Below are 24,670 nucleotides of genomic sequence, written 5' to 3' on the forward strand. Positions count from 1 at the left end.
TTATAACAAATATCCAATTTAGGTAGAGGCGTACCCGAAGAAGTCTTTTATAGGTATATTTTACACTACTGTTCTTTTAATATACGTTATTAAGTAAAGAAAAGAAATGAGTAGTCGAGACTTACAAAAACAAGTTGCTTTGCCGTTGGAAGAAAAACTTAGCCCATTGCAGGTAGTTAAAGGAAAGGATAAACTTGAAATGGTGTGGAGTAACATTGAAAAAATACTTGACGAGTTTGAGGAAGACCTTTTGAAAGGTAAAGAGGAGTTGATGTTTATTAATAATTTGTCGACAAACAACGACTATTTTAGTTGGGATATTGAAGCTGAAAAAAACAACAGGATATCTCGCTAAAGTATGATTTTTAAAAGAAGGGTTAAAAATAAATAAGTAATCGTTGCGCAAATTATTCAGCGATTTGTTTCACGGCAGTTTCTATAAAAAATCTCCCTTCTTCAAAAGCAAAGCGTCGTGGCAATATGAGATGGCGAAAGAGACCGGGGCGAACAAGAAATTGGATTAACACCGTGTTCTCGCAGCTTTTCTAAAAAGAGTTATTTCGCAACTTTCTAATGCAGGCCTGCTCATACTCTCCTTTCTTTTACCGTACACTTTATCAATTATATTTGCGCCGTTAATAAAATAATATGTCCCTGCTCATAGATCAATTGAATGAAACCACTGCTTTCATTCGTCAACAATGTACTTCTACCCCAACAATAGGTATTATACTTGGCAGCGGTCTGGGGAATTTTATAGGGGAAATGGAAGTTGAAATTGAAATTTCTTATAGCGACCTTCCTCATTTTCCTGTTAGTACGGTTGAGGGGCATTCCGGTAAACTGATTTTTGGAGAAATGGGTGGCAAAAAGGTAGTTGCAATGGCAGGGCGTTTTCATTTCTACGAGGGGTATACACCGCAACAAGTAGTCTACCCTGTTAGGGTGATGAAAATGTTGGGCGTTGACACTGTACTTATTTCAAACGCGGCAGGTGGAGTAAATAAGAATTTCGCTGTGGGCGATCTTATGATAATCAGGGATCACATCAGCTTTTTTGCAATCAACCCACTTTTAGGAAAGAACGAAGATAAATTAGGCTCCCGTTTCCCCGACATGAGTGAGCCCTATTCACACGCTTTAATTGCAAAAGCAAAATCGGTAGCAGAAAGACTTCAAATTCCCTTACAAACAGGGGTGTATACAGGTGTAACAGGACCTACATTTGAGACAAGAGCTGAATATCAGTTAATACAAATTTTAGGCGGTGACGCTGTTGGAATGAGTACCGTTCAGGAGGTTATCGCAGCAGTGCATGCCGACATGCGGGTTTTTGCAATGAGCGTAATAACCGATATAGGAATACGGGAAGAAGAAAACACCATCACCCATGAAGAAGTACTGCAGGCGGCACGCGATGCAGAGCCTAAGCTCACAGCAATCTTTACTCAACTTATTGCAGAGCTGTAAGCCCGATGGCTGTCGCAACGTTATTGTTTTAAATTAGTAGCTAGCAGTAAGGGCTGGTAGGTAGCTTTTCGATTTATCTTTTTGTTGACACCATTACTTTACTTTGCGTGCTATTTTTAGCCGTACTCAATGAATCGAAATTTTCTTTATCGTTTTTTTCTTATAGCCATAGCCTTGTTGTCATTATTTGCCAGCAGTGCGCAGGCCCAGATTAATAGGCCAATCCGGCCACCAATCGGTTCAGGAACTCCCCCTATTTACGATGCACAAGGACGGGTTGTTCCAACTACACCTTCACAAAATCGTGCTGGTGGAGACTCGCTTAAGCACAGGGACAATACTGACGACTCCATAACTATCTATTTCCGTTATTTTGACTCAACACGTATTCGGCACTTAGACTCTTCAATAAATGATTTCACCAGGCGTTACCCAATACCTGCCCAGTTTGTTACATTAGGAAATTTAGGTACTGCTGCACGTTCCTTACTATTCAATCCAAATCTAAAACCTGGATTTGATCCCGGTTTTCATGCCTTTGATATTTATCGCTTTAAAGTAGAAGACACCCGTTTCTTTCAAACTACCCGACCGTTTACAGAACTCGGATATATGCTGGGAAGCCAGGCAGAGCAGATGATTAATATCATTCATACCCAAAACATAAAGCCAAACTTTAATATGGCTTTACAATATCGCCTCATCAATTCGCCCGGCTTGTTTCAAAATCAAAATACAAGTCTTAATAGTTATCGTGTTAATGGCAATTATCAAAGCAGAAACAAGCGATACTCTGTTTACGGTGTTTTTCTATCCAATAAATTTCTTGCTTCAGAAAACGGCGGCATTCAACGTGACACGTTATTAAATGACAGCCGGTTCACTAATCGCTTTGTAATACCTACCAGGTTATCGGGCGACTCGAATCTTCTCAGAAATCCCTTTAATACAAAAGTTACCACTGGTAATGTATACAACGAAACGGTGTTCTTTTTAAGGCACCAGTACGACGTGGGGCAAAGTGATTCATTAATTGTAAATGACAGTACTGTTGTTCGTTTGTTTTATCCCCGTATCAGGTTTCAGCATAGCTTGACGGTGACCGGTCAGCAGTTCGAATTTCGCGATTTGTTTTTGGGAACAAATAAAGCGCTCGATTATCTCCGATATTTTGGTACACCCATCTTTAATGATACTGTCACTTTTCGCGATAAATACCGCATTATTAACAACGATTTCAGCATTATTTCTTTTCCTGAGAAAAACAATTTAAACCAATTTCTTAAAGCTGGCGCAGGTTACGAATTCATAAATGCCACTTTCGATTATGCACGGCGCAAGTATCACAATATATATGTGGCAGGAGAATATCGTAACAGAACGCGCAACCAAAAGTGGGACCTTGAAGCAATCGGCAAGTTGTATTTGAATGGACTTAATAATGGCGATTATTCGGCGCAGGCAAGTTTAAAAAGAGAGATCAGTAAGAAACTGGGCTATCTTGAACTGGGTTTTCAAAACGTGAACCGTTCTCCGTCTTTTCTTTTTCGTCAGGAAACAACCTTTCCCACCACCGTTTCGGGAAGTTATAATAAAGAAAATATTACCAAACTTAGCGGGTCTTTAAATAACGACGCATTGCGTTTCTCACTTACCGGCGAGTATTACCTTGTTAGCAATTATATGTATTTTGATAATTTCTTTTCGCCGGCACAAACGGGTACACTGTTCAATATTTTGCACGTATCGGCGAAAAAGCAGCTAAAGCTAACCCGCGTACTTAATTTGTTTTCTGAAATCCATTTTCAACAGGCGGTAGGCAATCCTCCACTTAATCTTCCTTTAATTTACACAAATAACAGAATTTCGTTTGACGGTGTTTATTATAAGAATATGCATTACTCTATCGGTCTTGAGTTGAGATATAATACTCCCTATAAAGCTGACAATTATTCTCCTTTTATCGGGCAGTTCTTTTATCAAAATCAGTATACAATAAGTAACCGACCCGAAGTAACAGGCTTTTTTAATTTTCGCATTAAAAGGTTTTCAGCTTTTATACGGGCTGAAAATTTAAATACATTCGGAACAAATACAGGATCTCCAGGTTTCACTAAACACAATTACAATGCACCATTTTACCCTGATAGGGGTTTTTGGTTTAGGCTAGGTGTGTGGTGGACATTTATTAATTAGTTTTTAGGTTCTTTGGTACCTGCCGAAGTATTTCATAGCATCATCCTTGCGACGCATTTCGTTCATCTGTTGGTTCTTTTTGCTACTTTTTTGTTGCGAAAAAGTGGCTACTATATAAAAGAGTATAATAATTCCGTGTGGAGAACAATAAATCAGACGTTATCAGCATTATGAGATAATTATTTCATAAATCCTATTTTTACTTGGCTTTGGCCCTAATGCTTAGCGCAATTCTTCTTAACTTAATTCTCATGAAAATATTTTTGATTGGCCTTTTCCTATCTTCCTTTCTTACCAGTGTAGTTGCTCAACCGCCTGTTGGTAGCAAGGCTCCCGACATATCGCTGCCAAACAACAAGGGCGAAATAATTAAGTTATCGTCTCTGAAGGGAAAAGTAGTGCTGCTGGACTTTTGGGCTTCGTGGTGCGGACCATGCAGACAAAGCAATCGTAAAATGGTATCTCTTTATAAGCAGTATAAAGACAAGGGGCTCGAGGTATTTGCCGTATCAATAGACGGTAATAAAAATGCATGGTCTAATGCAGTACAACAAGACAAAACGGAGTGGCTACAGGTGATAGATGTAAAGGCAGAAAGAGGAAATGAACTAACACAAACGTGGAACCTTCAATACATTCCATCAACTTTTCTAATTGATAAGGAAGGTACAATTATAGCAGCAGGGCCGCAAAAGGATGAGCTGGAGAAGTGGCTTAAAAGGTTATTATAACTAACATTACATACCAAGGCGGTTGTTTCTATTCTTGTATTTATCAAAGATCTTTTTAGAGGAAGAGTGCTGTAAATAATATCTATGCACTCTTTTTTATTATCTAAAAGTCTCGATACTATTTTTCAAAATACGCCAGTGTTCCTCCAACCCATGTCTTGTCTTTATTATACCTGACACCAATCATTTTCCCTTTACTTATACGTGCCAGGTTATTAGTGGCAATAGGTCTTGGTTCTCCATCTTTCCAGAAATAAAAAATCCGTATTTCAGCTTTCGCCGGTCCGTCGGGTGTTACTATTACGTCTGCGTATTTTACTTTCTGTTGTAGTATCCAGTTTTCCGGGTCGGTTACTTTGTCTATATCATCCTTTGTTAGGTCTATTACAACTCCCTGTCCGGCAAATGAGAACAAAGGTTTTAAAACATAATTTTCAAGATCTGATGGTATTTCCCCAATCTCATTTAAAAACCTTGTTTCGGGTACAAACTGGTGTCTCAGAAAGGGTAAAGTGTATTTGCTGATACGGAAAAACCAATTAGGATGCGGCACCCATTCTACGTCCAAGTCTTCAAATAAGATTTTACCTTTTTCCTGCACTTCAGGTGACTGCTGTTGTAGATCATCAAATATCACACGATTATAGATTCTCTTGATTTCGGTTTCAACACCATTATTACTATAAAATAATTTATTCCCTTTTTTAATCAAACTTGTTAAGCAAACTTGCTTTACACCTGTATAATCCTTGGTAAAAAAGAAATCTATTCTTGTCTTTTGCTTCTCGGGGAAAATTTCGAGCAATATAACATTTTCCGACGGGTGCCCGTTTAGGAGAATTTCCTTTAGTAATTGAGTATAAGTATCCTTGTTAAATCCATTTAAATAACTTTCATAATTCGCCGGTATGTCAAATACTTTTCTTGCAGCTTCGTCTTGCCAAAGCTGAAAGGCAAACATAGTAGGGAAGCCCTGCATTTCAATTAATTGTGGCTCCAATTCTCCCCGTTCGTTTTCGCATAGGCCAAAATCGAAAGCAATGAAATTGCTTATTGCACTTTCGCCCGGTACATTGAGTTCTTTTGGGATAGCTTTTGCAGACTCCTCTTTAAATGTCGGAGACACAATTACATCTACAATATGTTCACAAGCCGATAGTATTTTTTCTTTAAAAGCTTTATCGCAAAAAACCGGCGTTTCGGCAACTCTAAATTCAAGTTCGTTAGGGTAGGGAGCATTCAATTCCTTTATATATTCCTGGTATTTCTCTTCCGTAAAATTTGAGTTGAAAGCACTTCTAATTGAGGAAACCATTTAATTGAGTTTGTTTTATTTCAAATAAAAAATCCCGGCCATGCAGCAGGGATTTTAAATAATTATATTCTTCTTATGCTGCAACCAGGTTGTCAACTGCATGATTTAAGAAATTCGGCAGAATATGCTGGTAGGTGAATAAGATTTTATCAGGATCGTTGAGTTGCTCTAACATGCTGCTCCATTTGTGTTCGCCAAAATTTTCTATTATACCTTTCTTTTTGTCTTCTCTCTGCAGGTACATACTCATGCCAATAGCATCTGCTTCCGGATGAAATTGTGTTCCTATAAAGTAGTCATTGAAACGAATTGCCATTATTGCTCTTTCCAACGGTACATGAGGCCTCTCTTTTTCAAGCGCTAAAATTTTTGCCCCCATTTCTTCCATCTTTTTATAGTCAGGTTCTATTACCTGGAAATCGCGACTGTCAACTGCATAAAATGGGTTCTTCAATCCGTCAAAAACAAATTCTTCTGATGCGTCATCCATTAAGTGCATGGGAAAAACGCCAAACGAATTTTTATTTCTTTTACAAACATTAGCAATATTAAAAAAACGGGTAATCAACTGGTAACTGTGACAGATAAAGAAACTATGCTTCTTTGTATAATTATAGGGGTTGTTGTTCCAATTCTCTATGTTTCGAATCCATTCAAAGTAAAGATTTTCCCATTCGCTGCCCTCACTTTCAAGCGGCGACCCGGGGCCCCCCGAGGAAATGTAAATGTCAAAATCAGTTCCCGGAGTTTGATGTTTTACCCGAACTTCAAATTCTTGCAGTACAATTTCCAAACGATTTGCCTCGCCCCACTGGTTAATGATTTCTCTTATACAACGCATACCCTGATTCTCTTTTCCCTCATTCATATCAAGAATAGCTATACGTATTATGCGCTTTTCATTCCAATCCATAGCCCGCAAAAGTACTCCTTCTGCCCCAAAGGAATGGTTAAAGGCGGTTTAAATGATTTTTTAAGGAGCACTACAGCTTTGCTATTTCGCCCTGTTCCAGCTTTACACTACAAGATGGTTGGTGATGGACAGGAAAGTTAACAGACTTTGCTATGAAGCACATTTCGTTTGCTTTTTTATGCAACTCATTAGCTTTGTCAACCATTGAATCCGTTAGCACAGTAACGGTTGGTTGAAGTGTAACTTCTGTGAAATATCCGCTTCCGTCTTTTGTTTCAACCATTGTGCCTGTGGCATTATCAAAATAAGCTACTACAACAATTCCTGCTTCTGAGCATAAGTGCAGGTACCAAAGCATGTGGCATCCGGCCAATGAAGCCACTAGTAATTCCTCGGGTGTATATTTTGTTTTATCTCCCCGAAAGGCAGCATCGGAGGAACATTGCAAAGGCGGTTTTCCTTCAATAGACACAATATGACTACGTTCGTACGATCTGTAGTTATTCGTACCCTGCCCCGTGTTGCCTGCCCATCTGATTTCGAGGCAATAGTTATGTTTTTTATGCATCAAGGTTAAAGATCACGATATTACTAATGCTTATGCAGGAAAAGTTGCTCAGGGAACTGTAGTACAAGTGAGTGACACAACAGTGCTAAATAAGAGTGATTCAGCCAGGTAATAAAAATAATTACTAAATAATTATTAATAAGAATTGTGGCCTTGCCAAGACAAACGTTTAGATCTTTCAAAGCTTTGAATTATTCTCTGCGGCTTGGGTTTTCATCTTATAAGTTTGTAAAACGCCTGCTATTTTTTATACAACAGGTGCCGTTTCCAACAATTGCTTAAGTTTTTCAAGCTGCTCATTTAAGGTTTCTTTCATCCATGACTCTGGTGCTTCTTTTACTGCAGAAGCCAGCGCTTCTTTTGCTTTTTCGTTTTCGCCTATTCCTGTCAGCGCTTCTGCAATGGACGCGTGTAGCCAGAACAGTTGCTCCTTATCGGGGTTGCCTTCATCATCTTTCATCCCCTTTTTTAAAAGATCTTCACAAATTGCCAATACCTTTTTGCGAACCCGTTCTGCAATTACAATGTCGGCAATTGCCTCTTTTCCTGCTGAAATGGTAGCACGCACATTCAGAAGAAAGGCGAAGTTGATGCCATTGTAGTAATCGTTTTTAAGGTAGAAACCTTTCTCGTATGCCCAAATACCTTCGTCCAGGTATTGGCGATCCTGTTTCAATTCCCATAAACGTTTATGTATCGCACCCCAAATTCCTAATGTTTCGGGGTCTGCGGTCTGCTGAGGGTTAAGGCTTTGAAGTATCTGTTTTGCTTCTTCAAGAGCGGTTAAAGCATCGGGATCTTTGCCTTTATAAGTTGCGAGTGCCAGCTGTTGAATTATATAGTCATCCTTTGGCCGTTTTTCAAATAGCCGTTTTAGGTTCCGTTTAGCTCCTTTCCAATTTTCGTCGGCGCGTGCTTCCTTAAACAGCTCCATCAACTCGCTTGTATTTTCGTCGGCCTTAACTGCCGCTTCTTCTATTTTTTCCTGTAATTTGTCTATCAACTTTGCCATTGCAAGATTAGGAAGGAAGGTAAAAACAGGACTGTCAACATCTTGTTTCTCAAGCACCGTTTGTATCGCCTTTTTTAATTCTGCTCTTACCCGGTCGGCCTCTTCAGCATCAATTCCTTTGCCCAAATGCTCGTAAGGACGAATAAGCAGGTGGCCAATATCGAAAGGGAATTTAAATTGTTTCTCAGCAATAACAATGGTGGTACAAGGTCTAAGCGCATGGCGGACACCAAGCTCATATATTGCATTTGCATTAGAAGTTGAAAGATCGGCAACTACGACATCGGCAGCAAAAAGTAGTTCATACATTGGCTTGTCTATAATGCCTGAATGAATGATGTCGTCAGCCCTTATGCATTCCAGTCCCGCTTCTTCAACCGCCTTCTTAATAATAATCCGGTACGTCTTGTCAAGGTCTAAAATTCTGCTTGTGGCAAGGTCTGTTTTCTCACCAAATCCCATTATAACAAAACACTTTTTCTTGTCCGGCATATTTCAGTTTTGCTGTTATTGAAAGATTGGAATAGTTGCAATACTTCACTTCTTTTAAGCTGGAAGAACCTCGAAAGGGTATTATCTTGAGACTAATATACGCTGACAATATGAGCATTAAAAGAAAGGATTTGACTGCAGTTTAATATTAAGAACGCTTCCAAAAAAGAGGATTAGTTGAGAGAACTACACGTGTTCATCTTGTTTGCACAACTGAAAAAAGGATACCCTGCGAAATAATAGCTAGGGTTATATTAAGGTTGGTTTTGTACACCAAAGGAATTATTACTTTAAATAATTATGATACTTGAAGAAAATTTAAATTTTCAGCGCACGTGATAGTAATGCGGGTAAGAAAATGAAGAGATTTTAAGGTTTTCTTTAGGTGAATTTGTCACTTTTAGCCTTAAAGCGAAAGATGTTTAGCTCAAAAAGCTACTGTAACAGTATATAATGATTGAAGTGGCGGGAGCAGTCTTCTTCAAATTCAACTTAAGTATTTCCATGGAACAGATATAGAAGTTGTTTAACGTACCTAAAATAACCGCACCGATGATAACAGGGATAAAGGTGAAGCAGAAAATAATAAATATTACGATCAGTGGTATTGCTTTCATAACGAGTATTACTATAAATCTATACGTACTAACCTCCAGAAACAAGAGCTTAAACTTTTTTTAATAAATCTTCATTCTGACAATGTAACTAGTTGAGGTGTTTCTATTACAGGTAGCGCAATATCGGCATGGTAAAAAAAAGTATCGATTACACACTCAATCCATATAAGTAGTGAAGCAATAGCTTTATAAAGCTTAATAAAAAGACTTGAAGTCAACAATCACTGACAGAGGACTGTAATGTCTTTCTATCGATTTTCTCTGGGAAAAGTAATAGAAAATAAAGCTGAAAATCATAAAAGAAAGCAGAAGACTTAAAAGCAGGACCCACAGTAAAGCAAGGATTGAAATGATAAAAGGTATTTTAATTGTATGCATAAGAACCCAGATATGCTGGATATTGTGTAATGTACAATAAAATTAATTTTAGTAACACCGATTCAAACGAATGCAAGTTTTCAATGAATATCGCTATAGGAAAAAGAGCTGTCGCGTAAGATCAAGACCCTTTTTTGGTGAGACCGTTAGGGGTAAAAACCTGTATCGGCTAAAAGATATTTCAGCCTATTTTCGATTACCTGGTAAAAAAGTATTTCTTTTCTGTAAAGTAATTTTATCGTTTCTCTTATCGATACGATAAACGATGCTGTACATCCTTTAATAACGGCATCGTGATACCTTTTTTCTTGTTGGATAATTTCTTCTTCAACAGCTACTGCCTTTTGACAAAGCTCAAATAACTTAGTCTCGCTACTGATGGTTATCATTTATAATAAATTTTATAGGACCGTAAATCTTTGCCTTGCTGAGAAGATGAATAGATAGAACAAACAATGCAAGTGTTGATAAACGCTATAGTGACCGAAATGAAAATAAAAACAAAACTTAAAGTCGTCAATAGGGTATATGAGTTAATCGGTAAATTCGCTTTTTAAAGGTCTGAAAAGAATATTTAAAATAATTTTTATGAACGTAGAAGATTTTAAGGCAATAGCTGAAGGACAAGTAGATACCTCTTTCCTCGATAGTTCGATTGAGCACTTACAGGAGAACTATGGAAAAATTATTTATGAAGCTAAAAAAGAATGCTTGCAAAGAGAACCGACACAAGCCGACGAACAAAGATTTTCTTTAAAATCGGTGGAAGGAAGCAATCCAATAAAGCAGGAGTTTATTTTTGACGGCAAGTTAATAGGGCATATTGAACAGAAACAGTTTGAAGGCTTAGATAGCGTTGGTAATAACACTACGATCGCTATAGAATTTACTCCAATAAAGTAGCATTAGCTTTTTGAATGTAAGGCCTTATCTATTTATCGTTTCACATATTCTTTATTTAATCCGGCATCAGATGCAAAGCATCCGGAGAGAAGAGATAAGGTGTCGTTTTTAATTTGGTAAAAGACTTTACTACTGTTATCGTCATTATTATAAATTATTCTCTGCCGATACGTGTTGTCCGGTAGAACGAGGCACAGTTCCCTTTCGGCAAAGGGATCGTTAATTACGGCAAAGCTGCCGCTTTTTGCCGGTCGACCATTTTCAAAAGCCTCATATTTTGAATTAGTGAATTTTAAAATATTGCCATTTCCGGCAGGGTAATATATTTCAGCTGCCCTTCCTCCCTGTACTCTTACTAGTTCCCACTTGCCTTCAATGTCACTTTTGGGTTCACTATTGTCTTTCTTACAACCTATTATAAAAATAACCAAAACAGTAAAAGCAATTAATACAGCACTTTTCATATAGCTTGGCTTTTTAATTCTGCACCCTATGGTCTTAAAAGCTAATCTCAATTTTATTGCCACAAGTTAGAGGCGCAACTGTTTGCTAATTGTTCAACAGCTTTTTGTTATTGTTGTCGATTGCCGGCAAATTGTATTGCTAATGATGCATAATAATTCCTTCCTGCAGCGGCGTTGTAATAACGGCCACCAAAACCGTTTGCATCATTTCCCAAACTGTACTTCTGATCCAGCAAATTATCTGCTCCAGCGGCTATTCTCATTTGCAGTTTTCTGCCTAACGGGGCTTGATAACCGATTCTTAATCCTACCAGGTGGTACTTATTCGCGTAGGCTGTATTAGCATCATTCAATGCAATCTTATCACTAAAGTAATAGTTGATTGAACCGAGGATGCCAATTTTAGTAAGGAAATCAAAACCAGTTGATATGGTATGAGGAGCCACAGCCGGCATCTTGTTACCCGAGAAATCGTTGTTCAATTGTTTAAATTCTTTGTACTCGAAGTCGTACCAGGTATGACTTAACCAAAAATTGCTTCTTTGCATAAAGGTCGCTGACTGCAGAAAAGGGTAATTTATTGAAGTTTCAATACCGCGTTGGTTTGTTTTGCCCGAGTTGATATAAAAGTCTCCACCTCCCGCTGTTCGACGCTGTACAATAGCATTGTCTAAAGAGAAAATAAAAGCATTTACATCAATTGTCATTTTACGGGCAATCGTTCCTTTTATGCCTAAGTCATAGTTTGTTCCTTGTTCGGCGTTTAGGTCAAGGTTTGCGGCGCCACCCGTTGGAATAAGTTCTGCTGTGGTAGGTGGCGAGAAGCCACGGGATATACTGGAGTAAATATTTATTTGTTGAAACTTTTTTAAGACAGCAAAACGAGGTGCCACCTGGTTACTGAAAGTACGTTTTTGTTTACCTGAAGAGGCTGGCGAAAAACGTTCGAAGTTGACTTGTAAAAAATTAAGACTTGCACTGGCAGTAATTGTCCAGTCCTTATTATCGAATGATGCTTGCGTAAACACCAATCCCTGCCTATTAACAATTTCGTCGAAAGTGCGTAGAGAGTCTGCTCTGCCTAAAGCATTTTTGTAAATACTTATTGTGGTAAATCCTTGTTGTAATTCTGCTCCCAAATCAATATGTAAAGCTGACCTTTTAAAGGAGTCTGTAAAATTAAAAACCGTACGACCTCCGAAATGCGGCTCCGAATTATGGCCATAATTTTGAATTGCAGGATTACGGAAGTCAGTAAACATTCCGTAAAAAACCGTCTTATTTGTCAGCTTCGATAATAATTGTTGAGAGTAAGAAGCGCCGGCTATCACCTGCTTTTGCATCACGGCAGCCTGTGCACCTTCAGCTCCGGGAAATGCGCCTGCTGCAGGGCGGGCAGCTTTTGGGTTAAGACTATATTCTGCTTGCGTTAATGCTCCCGGTGTCTGGTAATAGAGGTTGCCGTACAAGAATGTGGTTTTTAATTGCTTGTTATCGCCTAAATTAAATTGGCCATTCCAGCTAAAAACATCTCTCTTCATGGCCGAATGATTTCTGAAGCCATTGCTTTCCTGGTGCTGCATGCCCAGTCTGCTTGTCATTTTATCTGAGGCTGTTGTGGCGGCTATGTGCATGTTTTGCATGTGGTAACTGCCAGCGGTATATTCTGCCTCTACGGCCGCTTGTTCATTTTCCCGCATGCTTTCTACTAGTAAAACACCCCCGGTTCCTGCACCGTATAAGCTGCTACCAGGTCCTTTAATTACCGTAAGAGAATTTATGTTATAATACCCTAATTGATTGATGTAGGTAATTCCACCCGGATCAGTGATCGGAATATCATTGAAATATACTTTCACATTCCTTACTCCAAAAGGCGAGCGTAGCGAGCTGCCCCTAATGTTCATACGGTAACTACCCGGAGATCTTTCTTCCAACCTAACGCCCGGCGTTGAGTTTATGGCCTGTACTATCGAGGTAGGACCAAATCGTGCTAAAGCGGATGGACCTACGTAGTTAATTGCCGCCGGTATTTCTTTTAACCGCCTGTTCTGCTCATAAGCTTTAACTACAACTTCTTGCAGCGTACTTTCTTTGATGGTATCTGTCGTTTGTCCATTTAAGAAAAAAGGTAATAAGGCAAAAAGATAAACAAGAAATTTTCTTGCCTGCGTCGCTACACAAATAGATGTGGTTTTATAATCCATAGTTCAAAGAAATGTAAAATTTTGTATCAACTTTCAATTAAAATGCATTTGGTAGCAGGCACTGCAGGTAGCATGGCAAAAACAAAGGGTGAATTGATTTTTTGAGATGGTAGTATTTGAAGTCTTTTTCAAAGTCGACTGAACAGCGGTTTTTGTTTAACCAGAAAATTTTCTGCTTATGGCCTTGCTTCATCCATACCTATGGTCTTTACGCCAGCGCTATAAATTTTATAAAAGTAAGATTTCCCAATCCCTGGCATTCCTTTGTAGGTAATAGCTCATTGTTTAACTTTTTAGTTTATTTTTTGGGTAGCCAGCTCCGGTAATTCACTCAACATCGTTGTGTCACTCACTTGTACACTTTGAATGTTTTTCAACCCGTTTCAGAGCTTTCAGTTATTATTTAGTCCGTTTACATTGAAGCCGCAAAAATGTTGCTGGTAGAAAAAATAGTTCAAGGGTGTGACACAACAATGTTACTTGAAAAACAACTGATCGTTCAACAGAAAAAAAAGTAAAACTATACAGGAGGTTTGTAAAATTGCAAGTGAAAGCTGTATACTTCGTCTATTTAAAACACGTAGTACGTTATGGTTGAGGCAGTATGATAGTAAAAGTAGCTCCCTCGCCAAATTCTCCCGAAGCTTCTATTGTGCCGCCATGATTTTCTGCTACTTTTTTGCAAATGGCAAGTCCTAATCCCGAACCTTCGAATTCTTTTTGTGTATGCAGTCTTTTGAATAATGAAAAAATTTCATGCGAATGATTCTTTTTAAATCCAATCCCGTTGTCGGTAATGCAAATTTGCAGGTAGGTAAATGCCGGCGCTATCTTTTTATCAGCCACCTTTTTCGGGTCTAATATTGTATGGGTGATATTGATAACAGGAGGCTGGTCTTTTTTAGAAAACTTAATAGAATTTGAAATTAAGTTTTGAAACAACTGTTTTATCTGCGACGGAAAAACGCTTGCAGCAGGAAGATTCTCTGAATGTATTACGGCTGCTTTTTGAACGATCAAATATTCCAACTCTGTCTTTACCTCTCTCAACAACTCTTCGAGGTTAACCTTTTCTTTTTTCTGCTCAGGGTTGATAGTGGAATAAGTTAAGATGTCTTTTATAAGGCGTTTCATTTTAGATGTTGAGCTTAGTATTTTCTCTAACAATCCTTTGCCTCTCTCTGACAACCGTTCTTTTTCTGAATTTATGAGCAGATCTGTATGCATCAGGATTTTTCTCAACGGTTCCTGTAAATCATGACTGGCTACGTAAGCAAACTTTTCAAGGTTTGAGTTCGATACTTCTAACTCAATTGTTTTTTGCAGCAGGCTCTGTTCTGTTTTCTTTCGCTCGGTTATGTCCTGCACTGTTCCGGTCATCAATACCGGTTTTTCATCTTCGTAATGAATAACGGCCTTTGTCCATAATACCTTTTCTTTATTGTTAACCAGGTATCGAAACTCGCAACTGTAGCTTCCGTTAACTAAAGATTGTTGTAGTGTTTTTATTACTTTCTCTTTGTCCTCAGGATGCACGTGTTCAAGCATCTCTTCGTAAGACTGGGGCTTTTCGGTCTCGAAAATTTTTCTCATCTCAGGGCTGTTATCCCTGCTTGTCTCAACAAAGTTCCATTCGAAACTGCCCACCTGTGCTATTCCCTGTGCTTCAAGTAATTGGTTGCTTTTTCTTTCTAACCGTTCGGTTAAAATGTTGATATAGGTGTTTGTGCTTAAGGTATTATTAGCAAAAGTGTAATCATCAATTTCATTATTAAGTGCGATAATTTCTTCAGGATTGGCGGTGTATTTTAATATCCACTTTTTTAATCCTTTTTGCCTTATGTGATTTAGCAGTGTTATGTCTTCGGCTACTACATCAAATCTGCCGATCATTTCGTGTTTATTGTTGGCCCATTTCGCAAGCGCTTCATCTAAATGTTCTTTTGCTTTATTGCTAATAAGAACTAGTAGTAAATCGGTGCTGCTTTTTTTTGTGATTTCAAAAACTTGTTCGTTGTTTAAATTACTAAAAAGCCTTAGCAGCGGAAGGCTGAATTCGTAGCACCAGTCAAGTTGTTCCCTCGAGAATTCGTCAAGGTGATTTTCTAAAATAAAGCGGCCCAAACCCGGAAGGTGTTTGAACTTAAGCATGTCCTGCGCGCTCATCGCTGCTTTCATTTATTGTTGTCTGAAAAATTGTTTTCTAATTCGGTTATAATTGTCTGCCTTAGCAAGTTTAAAGCGTGGATGGCAGTAACCTCAATATTTTGGTGTCTGCCGTACCTTGTCTGAAACTTTTTAGTGATTGTTCCTGACTTTGCGGCAACTGCAACCCACACTGTGCCCACAGGTTTTTCATCGGTGCCGCCGTCTGGTCCCATAACGCCGCTTACAGCTATAGCGAAATCTGTTTTAATTAGTTCTTTAGCCGCAACGGCCATTTCAAACACGGTTTCTGCGCTCACAGCTCCATGGTTGTCCAAAGTGTCTGCATCTACGCACAAAATATTTTCCTTTACAGTATTATGGTAGCTAACGATACCACCTTTAAAATACTTTGATGAACCCGGAACGCTGGTTATAAGGTGAGAGATATAGCCGCCTGTACAGCTTTCTGCAGTGGCCACTGTTTTGTTGTGTTTAGCCAGCATTAATCCGATAGCTTCCTCAAGTGTTTTGTCTTCGTTTATTACCATAACATCCTGCAGCTGGCTCTGTAGATTCAGGAACAAGTTGTCCACTTCAGCCGTTATTTCTGTTTCATTTTTACCTGTTGCAGTCAACCTCAGTCTAACCATTCCAAAGTTTGGCAGGTATGCCAGTTTAATATGTTCTGGCAAATTTGTTTCAAAGTCCTTTATTCTATCCGCAATGTAGGATTCCCCAATTCCTGCAGTTAGCAATGTTCTGTGAACTACTGCCGGTAACGAAAATATTTGTGGAAGGCGCGGCAAAACAAAATCACTCATCATTCCTTTCATTTCGTTTGGTACGCCAGGCATGCTTATAAAAACCTTTCCATCTTTTTCAAACCACATTCCAGGCGCTGTACCTCTTTTGTTTTGAATAACTGTACACACATCTGGTACTTCGGCCTGCTTTAAATTCACATCAAGCATTTGCCTTTTTATATATTTCTCAAAAATGTCTTTTACGTTTCTGAGTGCTGCTTCGTCAATAACCAGTTTGCCTCCGAAATACTCATTTAATAAAGGCTTTGTAATATCATCCGCCGTTGGACCCAATCCGCCCGTAATTAAAATAACTTGCGACTGCTTGCTTTCTTCGTCCAGAGCGTTCCATATTTCATCCCAAAGGTCGCCAACGGCAACGCGGCGTTTTACCCAGATACCAAGTTTATTCAGTTCCTGTGCCATCCAGGCGCTGTTGGTATCAATCGTCTGTCCAATCAAAAGTTCATCACCTATTGTTATTATCGATGCGTATACCCGGTCGTTAGTCATACAGTTGGTGGCATTAAGTGGAAAAGCTAATTTTAGCGCAATGTAGTTACAAGTATGAAAAAATTAGTTCAGTTTATTACGTTATTAATCGTTTTTGGGTTCGCTAATGGTCAGGGAATTTCTAAAAAATTACAGGATGCAGCCCAAAGTCTAAAGGCTGATGACCAATTGAAGAGCGGAATGTTAGCATTTTATGTACTGGATCAAAAGACAGGAACTGTTGTGATAAACGAAAACGGAACAATAGGTTTGCCCGTGGCAAGTAGTCAAAAAGTGTTGACTAGTGTGGCATCTCTCGAATTGCTGGGAACAGCTTACCGTTACCAAACCTCGCTTGCGTATAGCGGCATTATTCAAAACGGAACATTGAACGGGAATATTTACATCGCTGGTTCAGGTGATCCTACCTTAGGAAGCTGGCGTTATGATGAAACAAAAGAACAGGTAGTTTTGAATAAGTGGATTAAGGCAATTAAACAAGCCGGAATAAACCGAATAAACGGTTCCGTTTTTATTAATCATAATTGGGGTACATACTCCGTTCCCGGCGGCTGGATCTGGGATGATATAGGCAATTATTATGGAGCTGGTGCAACTGGAACGAACTGGCGCGAAAACCAGTATGACATAAAGCTGAAATCGGGAAATAGCATCGGCGATAAGGTTAGTATTGTTACAACCATTCCAAAATTATATGATGTCAATCTTACAAGCGAGCTTACAACGGGAAAGCCGGGCAGCGGCGATAATGCATACATTTACCTCGCACCTTACAGCATTACTGGTTATATCCGGGGTACTATTCCACCTAACGAAAATGCTTTTACTATCTCCGGCTCCTTTCCCGATCCTTCTAAACAATTAATCAATGTTTTTTACAACGCACTAAGAAAACAGGGAATTGAAAGTAACTCTGTCAACCTCGTTGCGGGTGGTCAAAATAACATAAAGACTACTGAACTCGTCACCCATGCATCTCCACCTTTAGATAGCATTAATTATTGGTTTTTAAGAAAAAGCATCAACTTATACGGTGAAGCGCTGGCAAAAACGGTGGGTTTCGAAAAAAGTAAAGAAGCTACTACTGAGGCCGGTTTGGATATTATTAAAGCCTTTTGGAAAGAAAGGGGGATAGAGCCAACTTCTGTTAATATGAAAGATGGTAGCGGGCTTTCTCCCCAAAATCGAGTTACGGCAGAGGCGCTGGCTAAAGTAATGCTGTATGCAAAGTCACAGCCCTATTTCAATTCTTTTAATAACGCCTTGCCCGAGTTTAATGGAATTAAAATGAAAAGTGGTACGATCGGTGGCGTCAAAAGTTTCACAGGCTATGTAAATGGTTACACCTTCGCAATTGTTGTAACTAATTACAATGGTTCAACAAACGAGATTGTTAGAAAGATGTATAGACTGCTTAATTTATTAAAATAAATTTATTGCCGAATAAAAGTAGGTAGCCGACTCTCGCAACAGCATTCTACATCGTTGCGTCGCACTCTTGTACGTTTTTTTATATATGCAACAATTGCAAAGGCCTTAACGACCCGGAGATGTTATAATAATCTGTATACAGGATATCTCATGTGTTCCGGTTCATAATAAGGAGACTTTTTATAAACAAAATTCAGTTGTGCATCTGCCGACGCTGCAAATGCACTATCCGTTTTCTTTCTTTCTTCCAGTTGTTGTTTTACATCAGGGTGTTGCTTTAAGTATTCTGCCGCCACGTCTTCCCAACGATAATTGCTATAGCCTTCCTTCTGCTGCAAAACAGCATCAAAAAAATTCCACGAAAAGAAACTGTCATCACCGGTGGGTTCAAGCATCTCTACCAAATATCTTTTAGCAGGTTGATTTGTATAAATAACAAAATCACCCTTCAAAAACATCGAAGTAATATGTCTACTGGTGGCAGTAACATCAGTGTTCTTATGATGCTTTTCATAAGGTCTTGCCAGACTTTTAAAATCTTCGATCCTATACTCCTCTACGTCCATCAACGTGTCCTTATCCAGCCGCTGCATTCGTACATTGTTCAGCTTTAAAATATCTATCACCTCATGCCATCCCTGTGGAATAAGGTAAGCTTTTGGGGCGGTAACAATATTTACGCCTTTATAATAATTATAGAATTCAACGTCTTTTTCGAAAGGTTTAGAGCGATTATAATACAATCGCTGCTGACCTGTGACTTCGCTTGTTTTATAGGAAGCTGTATATCCTTTAAAATGAATCGTGTCAAACCGGCTGCTGTCAACTATCCACCGCAATGGGAATTCTGATTGTTGTATAACCGCTTTCTCACTTGCTCTTTTCGCTTCCAATAGCTCTTTTGCCTTTTTTGAACTTTCTTCAATCATTGCTACCATTAAGTCGTAGGTGGATTCGACTCTTTGCTTAAAGGGCTTAAGCATATGCGTTTCAGCAACAAAGCCTATTGTTTGAAATAGACTTGTATAACCCGAACTGTATCTTGGAGGGTCGTAAAAGGCTGGCCAACCTTTTTCCGGGCTCCCGGCTTCGAAGTTCACATACGGACACATTGACCATTCTTTCTCTTCCATGTTTTTATACAAAGCAGGTTCAAAAGTTGAATGAAGAAATGCTCCGGCGGCACCTCCTAATTTGCTCTGTTGTGTGGTAAGTAACGTCATGGTGTGCTGGTAATCGGCACCGTCACTTACGTGATTATCAATAAAAATGGTAGGTTTAAGAAGATGGAATATGGTTGCAAAAGCTCTTGCATTGCGCGAGTCGTTTTTTGTAAAGTCTCTGTTTAAGTCCAAATTCTGTGCATTTCCTCTAAAGCCATAACTTTCGGGCCCGTCCTGGTTAACCCTTGAGAAGCTATTTCTGTCTAACGCCCCACCAATATTATACAATGCAATAAATGCAATTGCTACATTATCCGGTGCCTTTATTTTTCCTGTGGCTAAGTCTCTTGCCAACATCATACTCGCATCTATTCCATCAGGTTCACCGGGATGGATGCCATTATTTACGAGAATGATCACCTTATCTTTTTGCCAGTTTTTGAGATTGAAATTATTTTGCTTCGAGAATAAAACCAGGTGCAGGGGATAGCCGGCATCTGTTGTATTAATTTTCTTTATTAAGATTGAATTAAAATTCCTATCAAGTTTTTCGTAATATTTTATACATTCGGAGTAGGTTGTGGTTTTCCTTCCATTTGTTTTTTCAAATTCTGTAGTGAGAGGTTGCGATTTAGCTAATAATGTAGATAATAATATACCTGTAACTAAGAAAGTTTTTTTCATTAATTTGTCCTTATAATTTTATTAAAAGTAATGGAGTCAAATCACAGAATTCTTTTAGCGGAAGACGAGCCCAAGTTAGGTCAAATCGTTCAGGAAGAACTTACACGGGAAGGTTATCAAACGGATGTAGCCTATGACGGACTTGTGGCAGAGAAGCTTTTTAAGGAACATCAATACTCATTAGTATTACTCGACGTAAACCTTCCTTATAAAAATGGGTTGGCTTTATGTAAAGAATTTAGAGAAGCAAAAAAACATATTCCAATTATTATGTTGACTTCTCTCGGTGAAATAAATGACAAACTAGATGCTTTTAATCTTGGTGCTGATGACTACATAGTAAAGCCTTTCCATTTTAATGAGCTTTTTGCACGAATTAAAGTATTTCTTAAAAGATCAGACCCGGGTGCAGAGCCATCAGATAAATTAAATATTTCTAATTTAGAAATTGATCTGCTAAATAAAACTGTTGTACGCGGAGACACTAATATCAATTTAACTGCAAAAGAATTTGCGCTACTTGCACTGCTCGCAAAATCAAAAGGTAAGGTTATCTCCAAACAGGATATACTAGAAAAAGTTTGGGGTCTCAGTTTTGATACCGGAACTAATACAATAGAAGTGTATATCAGTTTTTTAAGAAATAAAGTTGACAAACCTTTTGATACCAAACTCATACATACAAAGCCCGGTTTTGGCTATTTTGTAAAAGAACTGTAAAATGAGTTCGCCACTTTTACAGGTTTATCCTTTATTTGTCTCCAAACAATAAAAAATCCCGCGGTTTAGCGGGATTGATAATTTTTTATATGAGCAGATGCTATGCAGCCTTAGTTGCAGGTACTTTCTTAGCCAGTTTTCTTTTTAAGTTAGATGCTTTGTTCTTGTGAATAACTCCGCGTTTAGCTAACTTATCAATCATGGAAACAACGTCAGGCATTTTTTCGGTAAAAGCTCCCGGTTCAGTAATTTCTTTTATATCACGAATAGCGTTACGGGTTGTTTTACCATAGTAACGGTTTCGATCTCTACGTTTTGCCGCCTGGCGCACATCTTTCTTTGTAGCTTTATGGTTTGCCATAATTTTCTTTTTAAGGACGGCGAAGGTAACAGTAAGTAATAAGAATTACAAATTTTTATTACCATTATTTGCATTTCCTTATCATATAGTAGCAAACAGGGAGTGTGTGGTTAACAACTACACTCTCCTTGTTTGCTGCTAATATTTTCTTTATTGAATTACAATCTTCTCAGTCCAACTTCTTTTTTCATCAGTAATGGTTAGTAGGTACATTCCTTTTGAACGGATACCAGGTACCAAAACATTTAGTACGCCTGTTCCTTGCTGTGATACCGTAGTTGGTATTGCCCGGCCTTCCGCGTTTAGCAATGTTATGCGGACTTTTCCTTTTAAATCTCCTTCGACTTTAATTGAATTACCTGTTAACGGATTCGGATATACCTTTATTCCCGTTGAGGTTATAGCGTCACGGGCGCTTTCTAATCTACAACCGCTATTTACTATTACCGAAGCCACGTTGGTATAAGCAACAGCAGCGCAAGTGGTACTTCGTACCATTAAACGATAGTACATATTGGCTGTTGAAGCCATTGGCTGATAGTCTGAAGCAGTGGCACCTGCAATATTACTCCACGGGCCACTCAAACTAAGTGCGTTTTGCCACTGGTAAGCTACTGGTCCGTTGGTATAATGGCAATCCGTCATCAGCCTGATTTTTCCAGGGGCCTGGTTTAAACAAACTATTTGTGTAGCAGTACCGATTACGCCGGGTTCAATTGGGGGATAGACAAATATTTCGACCTGGTTGCTAAATCCCAGATTACCGCATGCATCATAAACCCTTCTGCGATAGGTGGTGTTTTCAGTAATAGCACCGGGAGCATAGTTTGCTGAAGTTTCGCCGGCAATCATTTTCCATACTCCATCTTGTAGCACTTCCCAACGATAGTGGAGGGTGCTGCCACCTCCACATGCTTCCAAAACACTTTTAATTGTACCGGGTGCAGTACCTGCGCAGGTAATGAAAGGACCGTCAATGAGGCCAGCATGCAATTTTACCATCATCGGCAAATCATATACGACTTCATTTGAAGTTGCTGTACGAGTTACCCCGCCACAGGCATCAGTTGCCACTCTACGGAAATAGGCTCTTTCTGTTAAATTAACTGGTTGGTAGGTTTCTTCATTTGCACCAGCAATACTTAACCATTCACCTGCTTCTTTTTTCATTTGCCATTGATATTGAGGATTTTCGCCGTAACCCGATACTCCTGAAATACTTTCAATCAAACCTGGTGCTGAACCTGCACAAACTAGATGTGAAGACTTTATAGCAATAGTGCCGGGATTCAATGCTGCGGTGTGGTACTCAATAGTAAAAGGATCACTGTAAGCAAAGTCGCCAACTGCATCGCTAACTTTTCTTCTGAATTGTGTGCTTTGGATAATAGTTTCTGGTTGATAACTTTCTGAAGTAGCACCCGATATTACTTTCCATGAACCTGCTGTGATCCCTTTAGTTTCCCATGTATAAGTATATGGAGGAACGCCCCCTGTCACTTTCATATCACCGCCATCAATTAAACCAGGTTTATGACCTGGGAAAACGCATTGTGATCCACCAAGGTGACATGGATCAATTGGAGGAGCATTATTCAAATACACCTCTACTACATAAGTGTACTTAGTTGCAAGACAGTTATTATCAGTTACTACTCTTCTATAATAAGCAGATGTAGTAAGTGCAGGCGGCTGATAACTTGGTGAGTTTTGTGAAGGAATACTTGCCCAAGGGCCTACTGCAAGTTCAGCATTTTCCCACCTTACCGTGTAAGCGCCAGTGCCGCCGGAAGGACCGGTGACAGATTTAAGTGGAACGGGTGTTCTTCCGGCACGAATTGTTTGAGAGGTAGGTTCTATATCTCCTGCGATAAGTGCTGGTCGTACATCTATTGTCACTTCGTTAGACGCCACACTTCTTTTGTTTGCACCACATTGATCTATCGCTAATCTTCTAAACGTAGTTTTTTCTGTTATTGGTTCGGGTGTAAAACTTGCCCGCATTTGTCCAACTATATCTTTCCATCCGCCAGAACTTACATTCATGTACTGCCACTGGTAATACAATCCTTCGCCGTACCCGGTAGGGGATCCGGTGCTTGAAATCTCCGCGGGAGACGAGCCAAGACAAGCTACGTTACTTGCTGCTTTTATGGTACCGCTTGTAAGTGGAGCTTCAATCATTGTTATTTTTTCTGATCTTGTATATGCAATGCTTCCTGTAGCATCAGTAATTTTTTTACGGAAATAGGTAGATTGTGTTAAAGGGCCTACCTCGTAAACTCCTCCTGTCTGGTTTGCAATGCTCACAAAATTTATATCGTCGGTGCTCGATTGCCATTCTACTATGTAGGGAGGAACACCACCTGCCGGAGCATTATTAGTCGTAAACCGTATGGGAGTTGTTAAAGGATAATCTTTGTAAAAACAACTGGAGTTTAATGTGTAAGTACCGGGCAGAAGTGGTGCGTTAACAACAAAAATTGTTGCCACGGAGGTTGCCGCAGTAGTGTAACATCGTAGATCTGTAGCTATTCTTTTATAGAAGGTGGTTTGGGTTAAAGGCCCTGGCGAATAATCTGCCGAAGTAGCTCCTGCAATGTTGGTGAAAGTGGCATTCTGGTATAAAGAAGATTGCCACTGATAAGAGAAATTTCCACTACCTCCACTTGCAGCAGTAGTCGAAGTAATTGGTAAAGGTGTTGCTCCACCTGCGACTGTCTGAGACTTTGGACTGATTAAGCCGGAAATAACATCGCGAGCCGTGGATAAAGTGACAATATTTGAATAAGCTTTATTACCGCAATTATCATTTGATATACGACGAAATTCGGTGGTTTTAAAAAGGTGTGCTACAGTAAAGTTTTGTGCAGAAGCATCTTTAATGGCTGTCCAGCCACTATTGGCCTCATTTCTTTCCCAGGAGTAAGTGATTATTCCTACATCTGCTCCCGGCACCTGGGTGCCTTCAATCAAGCCACCTGGCTCTCCCTGGCAGATCGTTGTTTTAGTTGCTGCAGTAATTTTTCCTCCTTCAGGAGTTATCCTGATGACAGAAGTGATACCAGACGTGTCAACACATAAGCCGGTAGCGATGTACACTCTGTAGGCTCCAAGGCTATTAATTGTATAAGTAGCACCTGTGGCCCCTGAAATGCTCATAAAAGGACCTCCTGCTGTGGTTTGCACCTGCCACTGAAAAGTGAAGCCCGGATTTGCAGGCTCTGCTGCCAGTAAAATTGATGAGCCACTACAAAGGTTGAGGACCGAACCATTTGTAACCTTCGCAGTGAAGCCTGCACATTTTGCCGCCGATCTCTGTGCAATCAGCGAGTAGCTGAATAATGTTGAGCATAGAAAAGCAAGAATGTAAATCCATCTCGGGGATGTAAACATTGTTTTCATAATTGATATTTAAATTGTAAGGAACTGACGTGTTACATGGTATGGAAGGAATACCATCATATTTGCTTTTCAACAAAAAATTGGATGTAGCATCTGTAAAATGCTACGGAAGATTTTCAGAAATAAATGGAGTATGAGGCTTGCGTTAGAATATTTGGAAGAATCAAATCCTTATG

Annotated in this window: 19 protein-coding genes; 7 read left to right on the top strand and 12 right to left on the bottom strand. The window is 39.2% G+C overall.

Annotation, left to right across the window (positions count from 1 at the left end):
- Positions 1 to 106 precede the first annotated feature (106 nt).
- The 4 genes from JWR87_RS08750 (at position 107) to JWR87_RS08765 (ending at position 4,397) form a co-directional block, all read left to right on the top strand.
- Entirely contained in the window at positions 107 to 355 is a 249-nt protein-coding gene (locus JWR87_RS08750) for a hypothetical protein (protein WP_297818419.1), read from the top strand.
- Between the two features lie 293 nt (positions 356 to 648).
- A complete protein-coding gene (locus JWR87_RS08755; RefSeq protein ID WP_297818422.1) occupies positions 649 to 1,470 on the top strand; it encodes a purine-nucleoside phosphorylase in 822 nt (273 codons plus the stop codon).
- 129 nt (positions 1,471 to 1,599) lie between these two features.
- On the top strand, positions 1,600 to 3,666 hold the full coding sequence (locus JWR87_RS08760; protein WP_297818424.1) for a putative porin: 2,067 nt from the start codon (positions 1,600 to 1,602) through the stop codon (positions 3,664 to 3,666).
- A gap of 251 nt (positions 3,667 to 3,917) precedes the next feature.
- The gene (locus JWR87_RS08765) at positions 3,918 to 4,397 is read left to right on the top strand and encodes a TlpA disulfide reductase family protein (protein WP_297818427.1); all 480 of its coding nucleotides are present in this window, start codon (positions 3,918 to 3,920) and stop codon (positions 4,395 to 4,397) included.
- 118 nt (positions 4,398 to 4,515) lie between these two features.
- Here JWR87_RS08765 and JWR87_RS08770 read toward each other — a convergent pair whose 3' ends face one another.
- From JWR87_RS08770 to JWR87_RS08790, 5 genes are all read right to left on the bottom strand, one after another.
- Positions 4,516 to 5,712: a hypothetical protein gene (locus JWR87_RS08770; protein ID WP_297818429.1), complete on the bottom strand. Its 1,197-nt coding sequence runs from the start codon at positions 5,710 to 5,712 to the stop codon at positions 4,516 to 4,518.
- Positions 5,713 to 5,785: 73 nt separating this feature from the next.
- Positions 5,786 to 6,625 (bottom strand): GMP synthase, encoded by an 840-nt coding sequence (locus JWR87_RS08775; protein WP_297818431.1) that lies wholly within the window; start codon positions 6,623 to 6,625, stop codon positions 5,786 to 5,788.
- Positions 6,626 to 6,695: 70 nt separating this feature from the next.
- Positions 6,696 to 7,193 carry an OsmC family protein gene (locus JWR87_RS08780; RefSeq protein ID WP_297818433.1) on the bottom strand — a complete coding sequence of 166 codons (498 nt, stop codon included), beginning with the start codon at positions 7,191 to 7,193 and terminating at the stop codon, positions 6,696 to 6,698.
- 247 nt (positions 7,194 to 7,440) lie between these two features.
- Positions 7,441 to 8,697 (bottom strand): TRAFs-binding domain-containing protein, encoded by a 1,257-nt coding sequence (locus JWR87_RS08785; protein WP_297818436.1) that lies wholly within the window; start codon positions 8,695 to 8,697, stop codon positions 7,441 to 7,443.
- Between the two features lie 1,141 nt (positions 8,698 to 9,838).
- Entirely contained in the window at positions 9,839 to 10,081 is a 243-nt protein-coding gene (locus JWR87_RS08790) for a hypothetical protein (RefSeq protein ID WP_297818438.1), read from the bottom strand.
- A 199-nt stretch (positions 10,082 to 10,280) separates the two neighbouring features.
- Between JWR87_RS08790 and JWR87_RS08795 the strand changes: the two genes are divergently transcribed.
- Positions 10,281 to 10,595 carry a hypothetical protein gene (locus JWR87_RS08795; RefSeq protein ID WP_297818440.1) on the top strand — a complete coding sequence of 105 codons (315 nt, stop codon included), beginning with the start codon at positions 10,281 to 10,283 and terminating at the stop codon, positions 10,593 to 10,595.
- Between the two features lie 32 nt (positions 10,596 to 10,627).
- On the opposite strand, the gene JWR87_RS08800 is transcribed toward JWR87_RS08795, so the two are convergent.
- From JWR87_RS08800 to JWR87_RS08815, 4 genes are all read right to left on the bottom strand, one after another.
- Positions 10,628 to 11,059: a hypothetical protein gene (locus JWR87_RS08800; RefSeq protein WP_297818442.1), complete on the bottom strand. Its 432-nt coding sequence runs from the start codon at positions 11,057 to 11,059 to the stop codon at positions 10,628 to 10,630.
- Between the two features lie 107 nt (positions 11,060 to 11,166).
- The gene (locus JWR87_RS08805; RefSeq protein WP_297818445.1) at positions 11,167 to 13,266 is read right to left on the bottom strand and encodes a TonB-dependent receptor plug domain-containing protein; all 2,100 of its coding nucleotides are present in this window, start codon (positions 13,264 to 13,266) and stop codon (positions 11,167 to 11,169) included.
- A gap of 588 nt (positions 13,267 to 13,854) precedes the next feature.
- Positions 13,855 to 15,444 carry a PAS domain-containing sensor histidine kinase gene (locus JWR87_RS08810; RefSeq protein ID WP_297818448.1) on the bottom strand — a complete coding sequence of 530 codons (1,590 nt, stop codon included), beginning with the start codon at positions 15,442 to 15,444 and terminating at the stop codon, positions 13,855 to 13,857.
- A complete protein-coding gene (locus tag JWR87_RS08815; protein ID WP_297818452.1) occupies positions 15,441 to 16,730 on the bottom strand; it encodes a competence/damage-inducible protein A in 1,290 nt (429 codons plus the stop codon). The genes JWR87_RS08810 and JWR87_RS08815 overlap by 4 nt, the downstream gene beginning before the upstream one ends.
- A gap of 54 nt (positions 16,731 to 16,784) precedes the next feature.
- Here JWR87_RS08815 and dacB point away from each other — a divergent pair, with 54 nt between their 5' ends.
- On the top strand, positions 16,785 to 18,161 hold the full coding sequence (dacB, locus tag JWR87_RS08820) for a D-alanyl-D-alanine carboxypeptidase/D-alanyl-D-alanine-endopeptidase (protein WP_297818455.1): 1,377 nt from the start codon (positions 16,785 to 16,787) through the stop codon (positions 18,159 to 18,161).
- Between the two features lie 122 nt (positions 18,162 to 18,283).
- Here dacB and JWR87_RS08825 read toward each other — a convergent pair whose 3' ends face one another.
- Positions 18,284 to 20,008 (bottom strand): M14 family metallopeptidase, encoded by a 1,725-nt coding sequence (locus JWR87_RS08825; RefSeq protein WP_297818458.1) that lies wholly within the window; start codon positions 20,006 to 20,008, stop codon positions 18,284 to 18,286.
- 30 nt (positions 20,009 to 20,038) lie between these two features.
- On the opposite strand from JWR87_RS08825, the gene JWR87_RS08830 reads away from it, so the two are divergent.
- On the top strand, positions 20,039 to 20,728 hold the full coding sequence (locus tag JWR87_RS08830) for a response regulator transcription factor (RefSeq protein WP_297818461.1): 690 nt from the start codon (positions 20,039 to 20,041) through the stop codon (positions 20,726 to 20,728).
- Positions 20,729 to 20,828: 100 nt separating this feature from the next.
- Here the strand turns inward: JWR87_RS08830 and rpsT are convergent, their stop codons facing one another.
- Both rpsT and JWR87_RS08840 read right to left on the bottom strand, forming a co-directional pair.
- On the bottom strand, positions 20,829 to 21,089 hold the full coding sequence (rpsT, locus tag JWR87_RS08835) for a 30S ribosomal protein S20 (protein WP_297818464.1): 261 nt from the start codon (positions 21,087 to 21,089) through the stop codon (positions 20,829 to 20,831).
- Between the two features lie 150 nt (positions 21,090 to 21,239).
- The gene (locus JWR87_RS08840; RefSeq protein ID WP_297818466.1) at positions 21,240 to 24,494 is read right to left on the bottom strand and encodes a T9SS type A sorting domain-containing protein; all 3,255 of its coding nucleotides are present in this window, start codon (positions 24,492 to 24,494) and stop codon (positions 21,240 to 21,242) included.
- Positions 24,495 to 24,670 lie beyond the last annotated feature (176 nt).

The organism is Segetibacter sp., assembly GCF_025963695.1.
Classification (GTDB): Bacteria; Bacteroidota; Bacteroidia; order Chitinophagales; family Chitinophagaceae; genus Segetibacter.

Coding starts and splice junctions, on each gene's coding strand:
- JWR87_RS08810 (WP_297818448.1), bottom strand. CDS start 15,444: ATGAAAGCAGCGATGAGCGCGCAGGACATGCTTAAGTTCAAACACCTT.
- JWR87_RS08785 (WP_297818436.1), bottom strand. CDS start 8,697: ATGCCGGACAAGAAAAAGTGTTTTGTTATAATGGGATTTGGTGAGAAA.
- JWR87_RS08790 (WP_297818438.1), bottom strand. CDS start 10,081: ATGATAACCATCAGTAGCGAGACTAAGTTATTTGAGCTTTGTCAAAAG.
- JWR87_RS08795 (WP_297818440.1), top strand. CDS start 10,281: ATGAACGTAGAAGATTTTAAGGCAATAGCTGAAGGACAAGTAGATACC.
- JWR87_RS08750 (WP_297818419.1), top strand. CDS start 107: ATGAGTAGTCGAGACTTACAAAAACAAGTTGCTTTGCCGTTGGAAGAA.
- JWR87_RS08805 (WP_297818445.1), bottom strand. CDS start 13,266: ATGGATTATAAAACCACATCTATTTGTGTAGCGACGCAGGCAAGAAAA.
- JWR87_RS08755 (WP_297818422.1), top strand. CDS start 649: ATGTCCCTGCTCATAGATCAATTGAATGAAACCACTGCTTTCATTCGT.
- rpsT (WP_297818464.1), bottom strand. CDS start 21,089: ATGGCAAACCATAAAGCTACAAAGAAAGATGTGCGCCAGGCGGCAAAA.
- JWR87_RS08840 (WP_297818466.1), bottom strand. CDS start 24,494: ATGAAAACAATGTTTACATCCCCGAGATGGATTTACATTCTTGCTTTT.
- JWR87_RS08775 (WP_297818431.1), bottom strand. CDS start 6,625: ATGGATTGGAATGAAAAGCGCATAATACGTATAGCTATTCTTGATATG.
- JWR87_RS08760 (WP_297818424.1), top strand. CDS start 1,600: ATGAATCGAAATTTTCTTTATCGTTTTTTTCTTATAGCCATAGCCTTG.
- JWR87_RS08765 (WP_297818427.1), top strand. CDS start 3,918: ATGAAAATATTTTTGATTGGCCTTTTCCTATCTTCCTTTCTTACCAGT.
- JWR87_RS08830 (WP_297818461.1), top strand. CDS start 20,039: ATGGAGTCAAATCACAGAATTCTTTTAGCGGAAGACGAGCCCAAGTTA.
- JWR87_RS08825 (WP_297818458.1), bottom strand. CDS start 20,008: ATGAAAAAAACTTTCTTAGTTACAGGTATATTATTATCTACATTATTA.
- dacB (WP_297818455.1), top strand. CDS start 16,785: ATGAAAAAATTAGTTCAGTTTATTACGTTATTAATCGTTTTTGGGTTC.
- JWR87_RS08815 (WP_297818452.1), bottom strand. CDS start 16,730: ATGACTAACGACCGGGTATACGCATCGATAATAACAATAGGTGATGAA.
- JWR87_RS08780 (WP_297818433.1), bottom strand. CDS start 7,193: ATGCATAAAAAACATAACTATTGCCTCGAAATCAGATGGGCAGGCAAC.
- JWR87_RS08770 (WP_297818429.1), bottom strand. CDS start 5,712: ATGGTTTCCTCAATTAGAAGTGCTTTCAACTCAAATTTTACGGAAGAG.
- JWR87_RS08800 (WP_297818442.1), bottom strand. CDS start 11,059: ATGAAAAGTGCTGTATTAATTGCTTTTACTGTTTTGGTTATTTTTATA.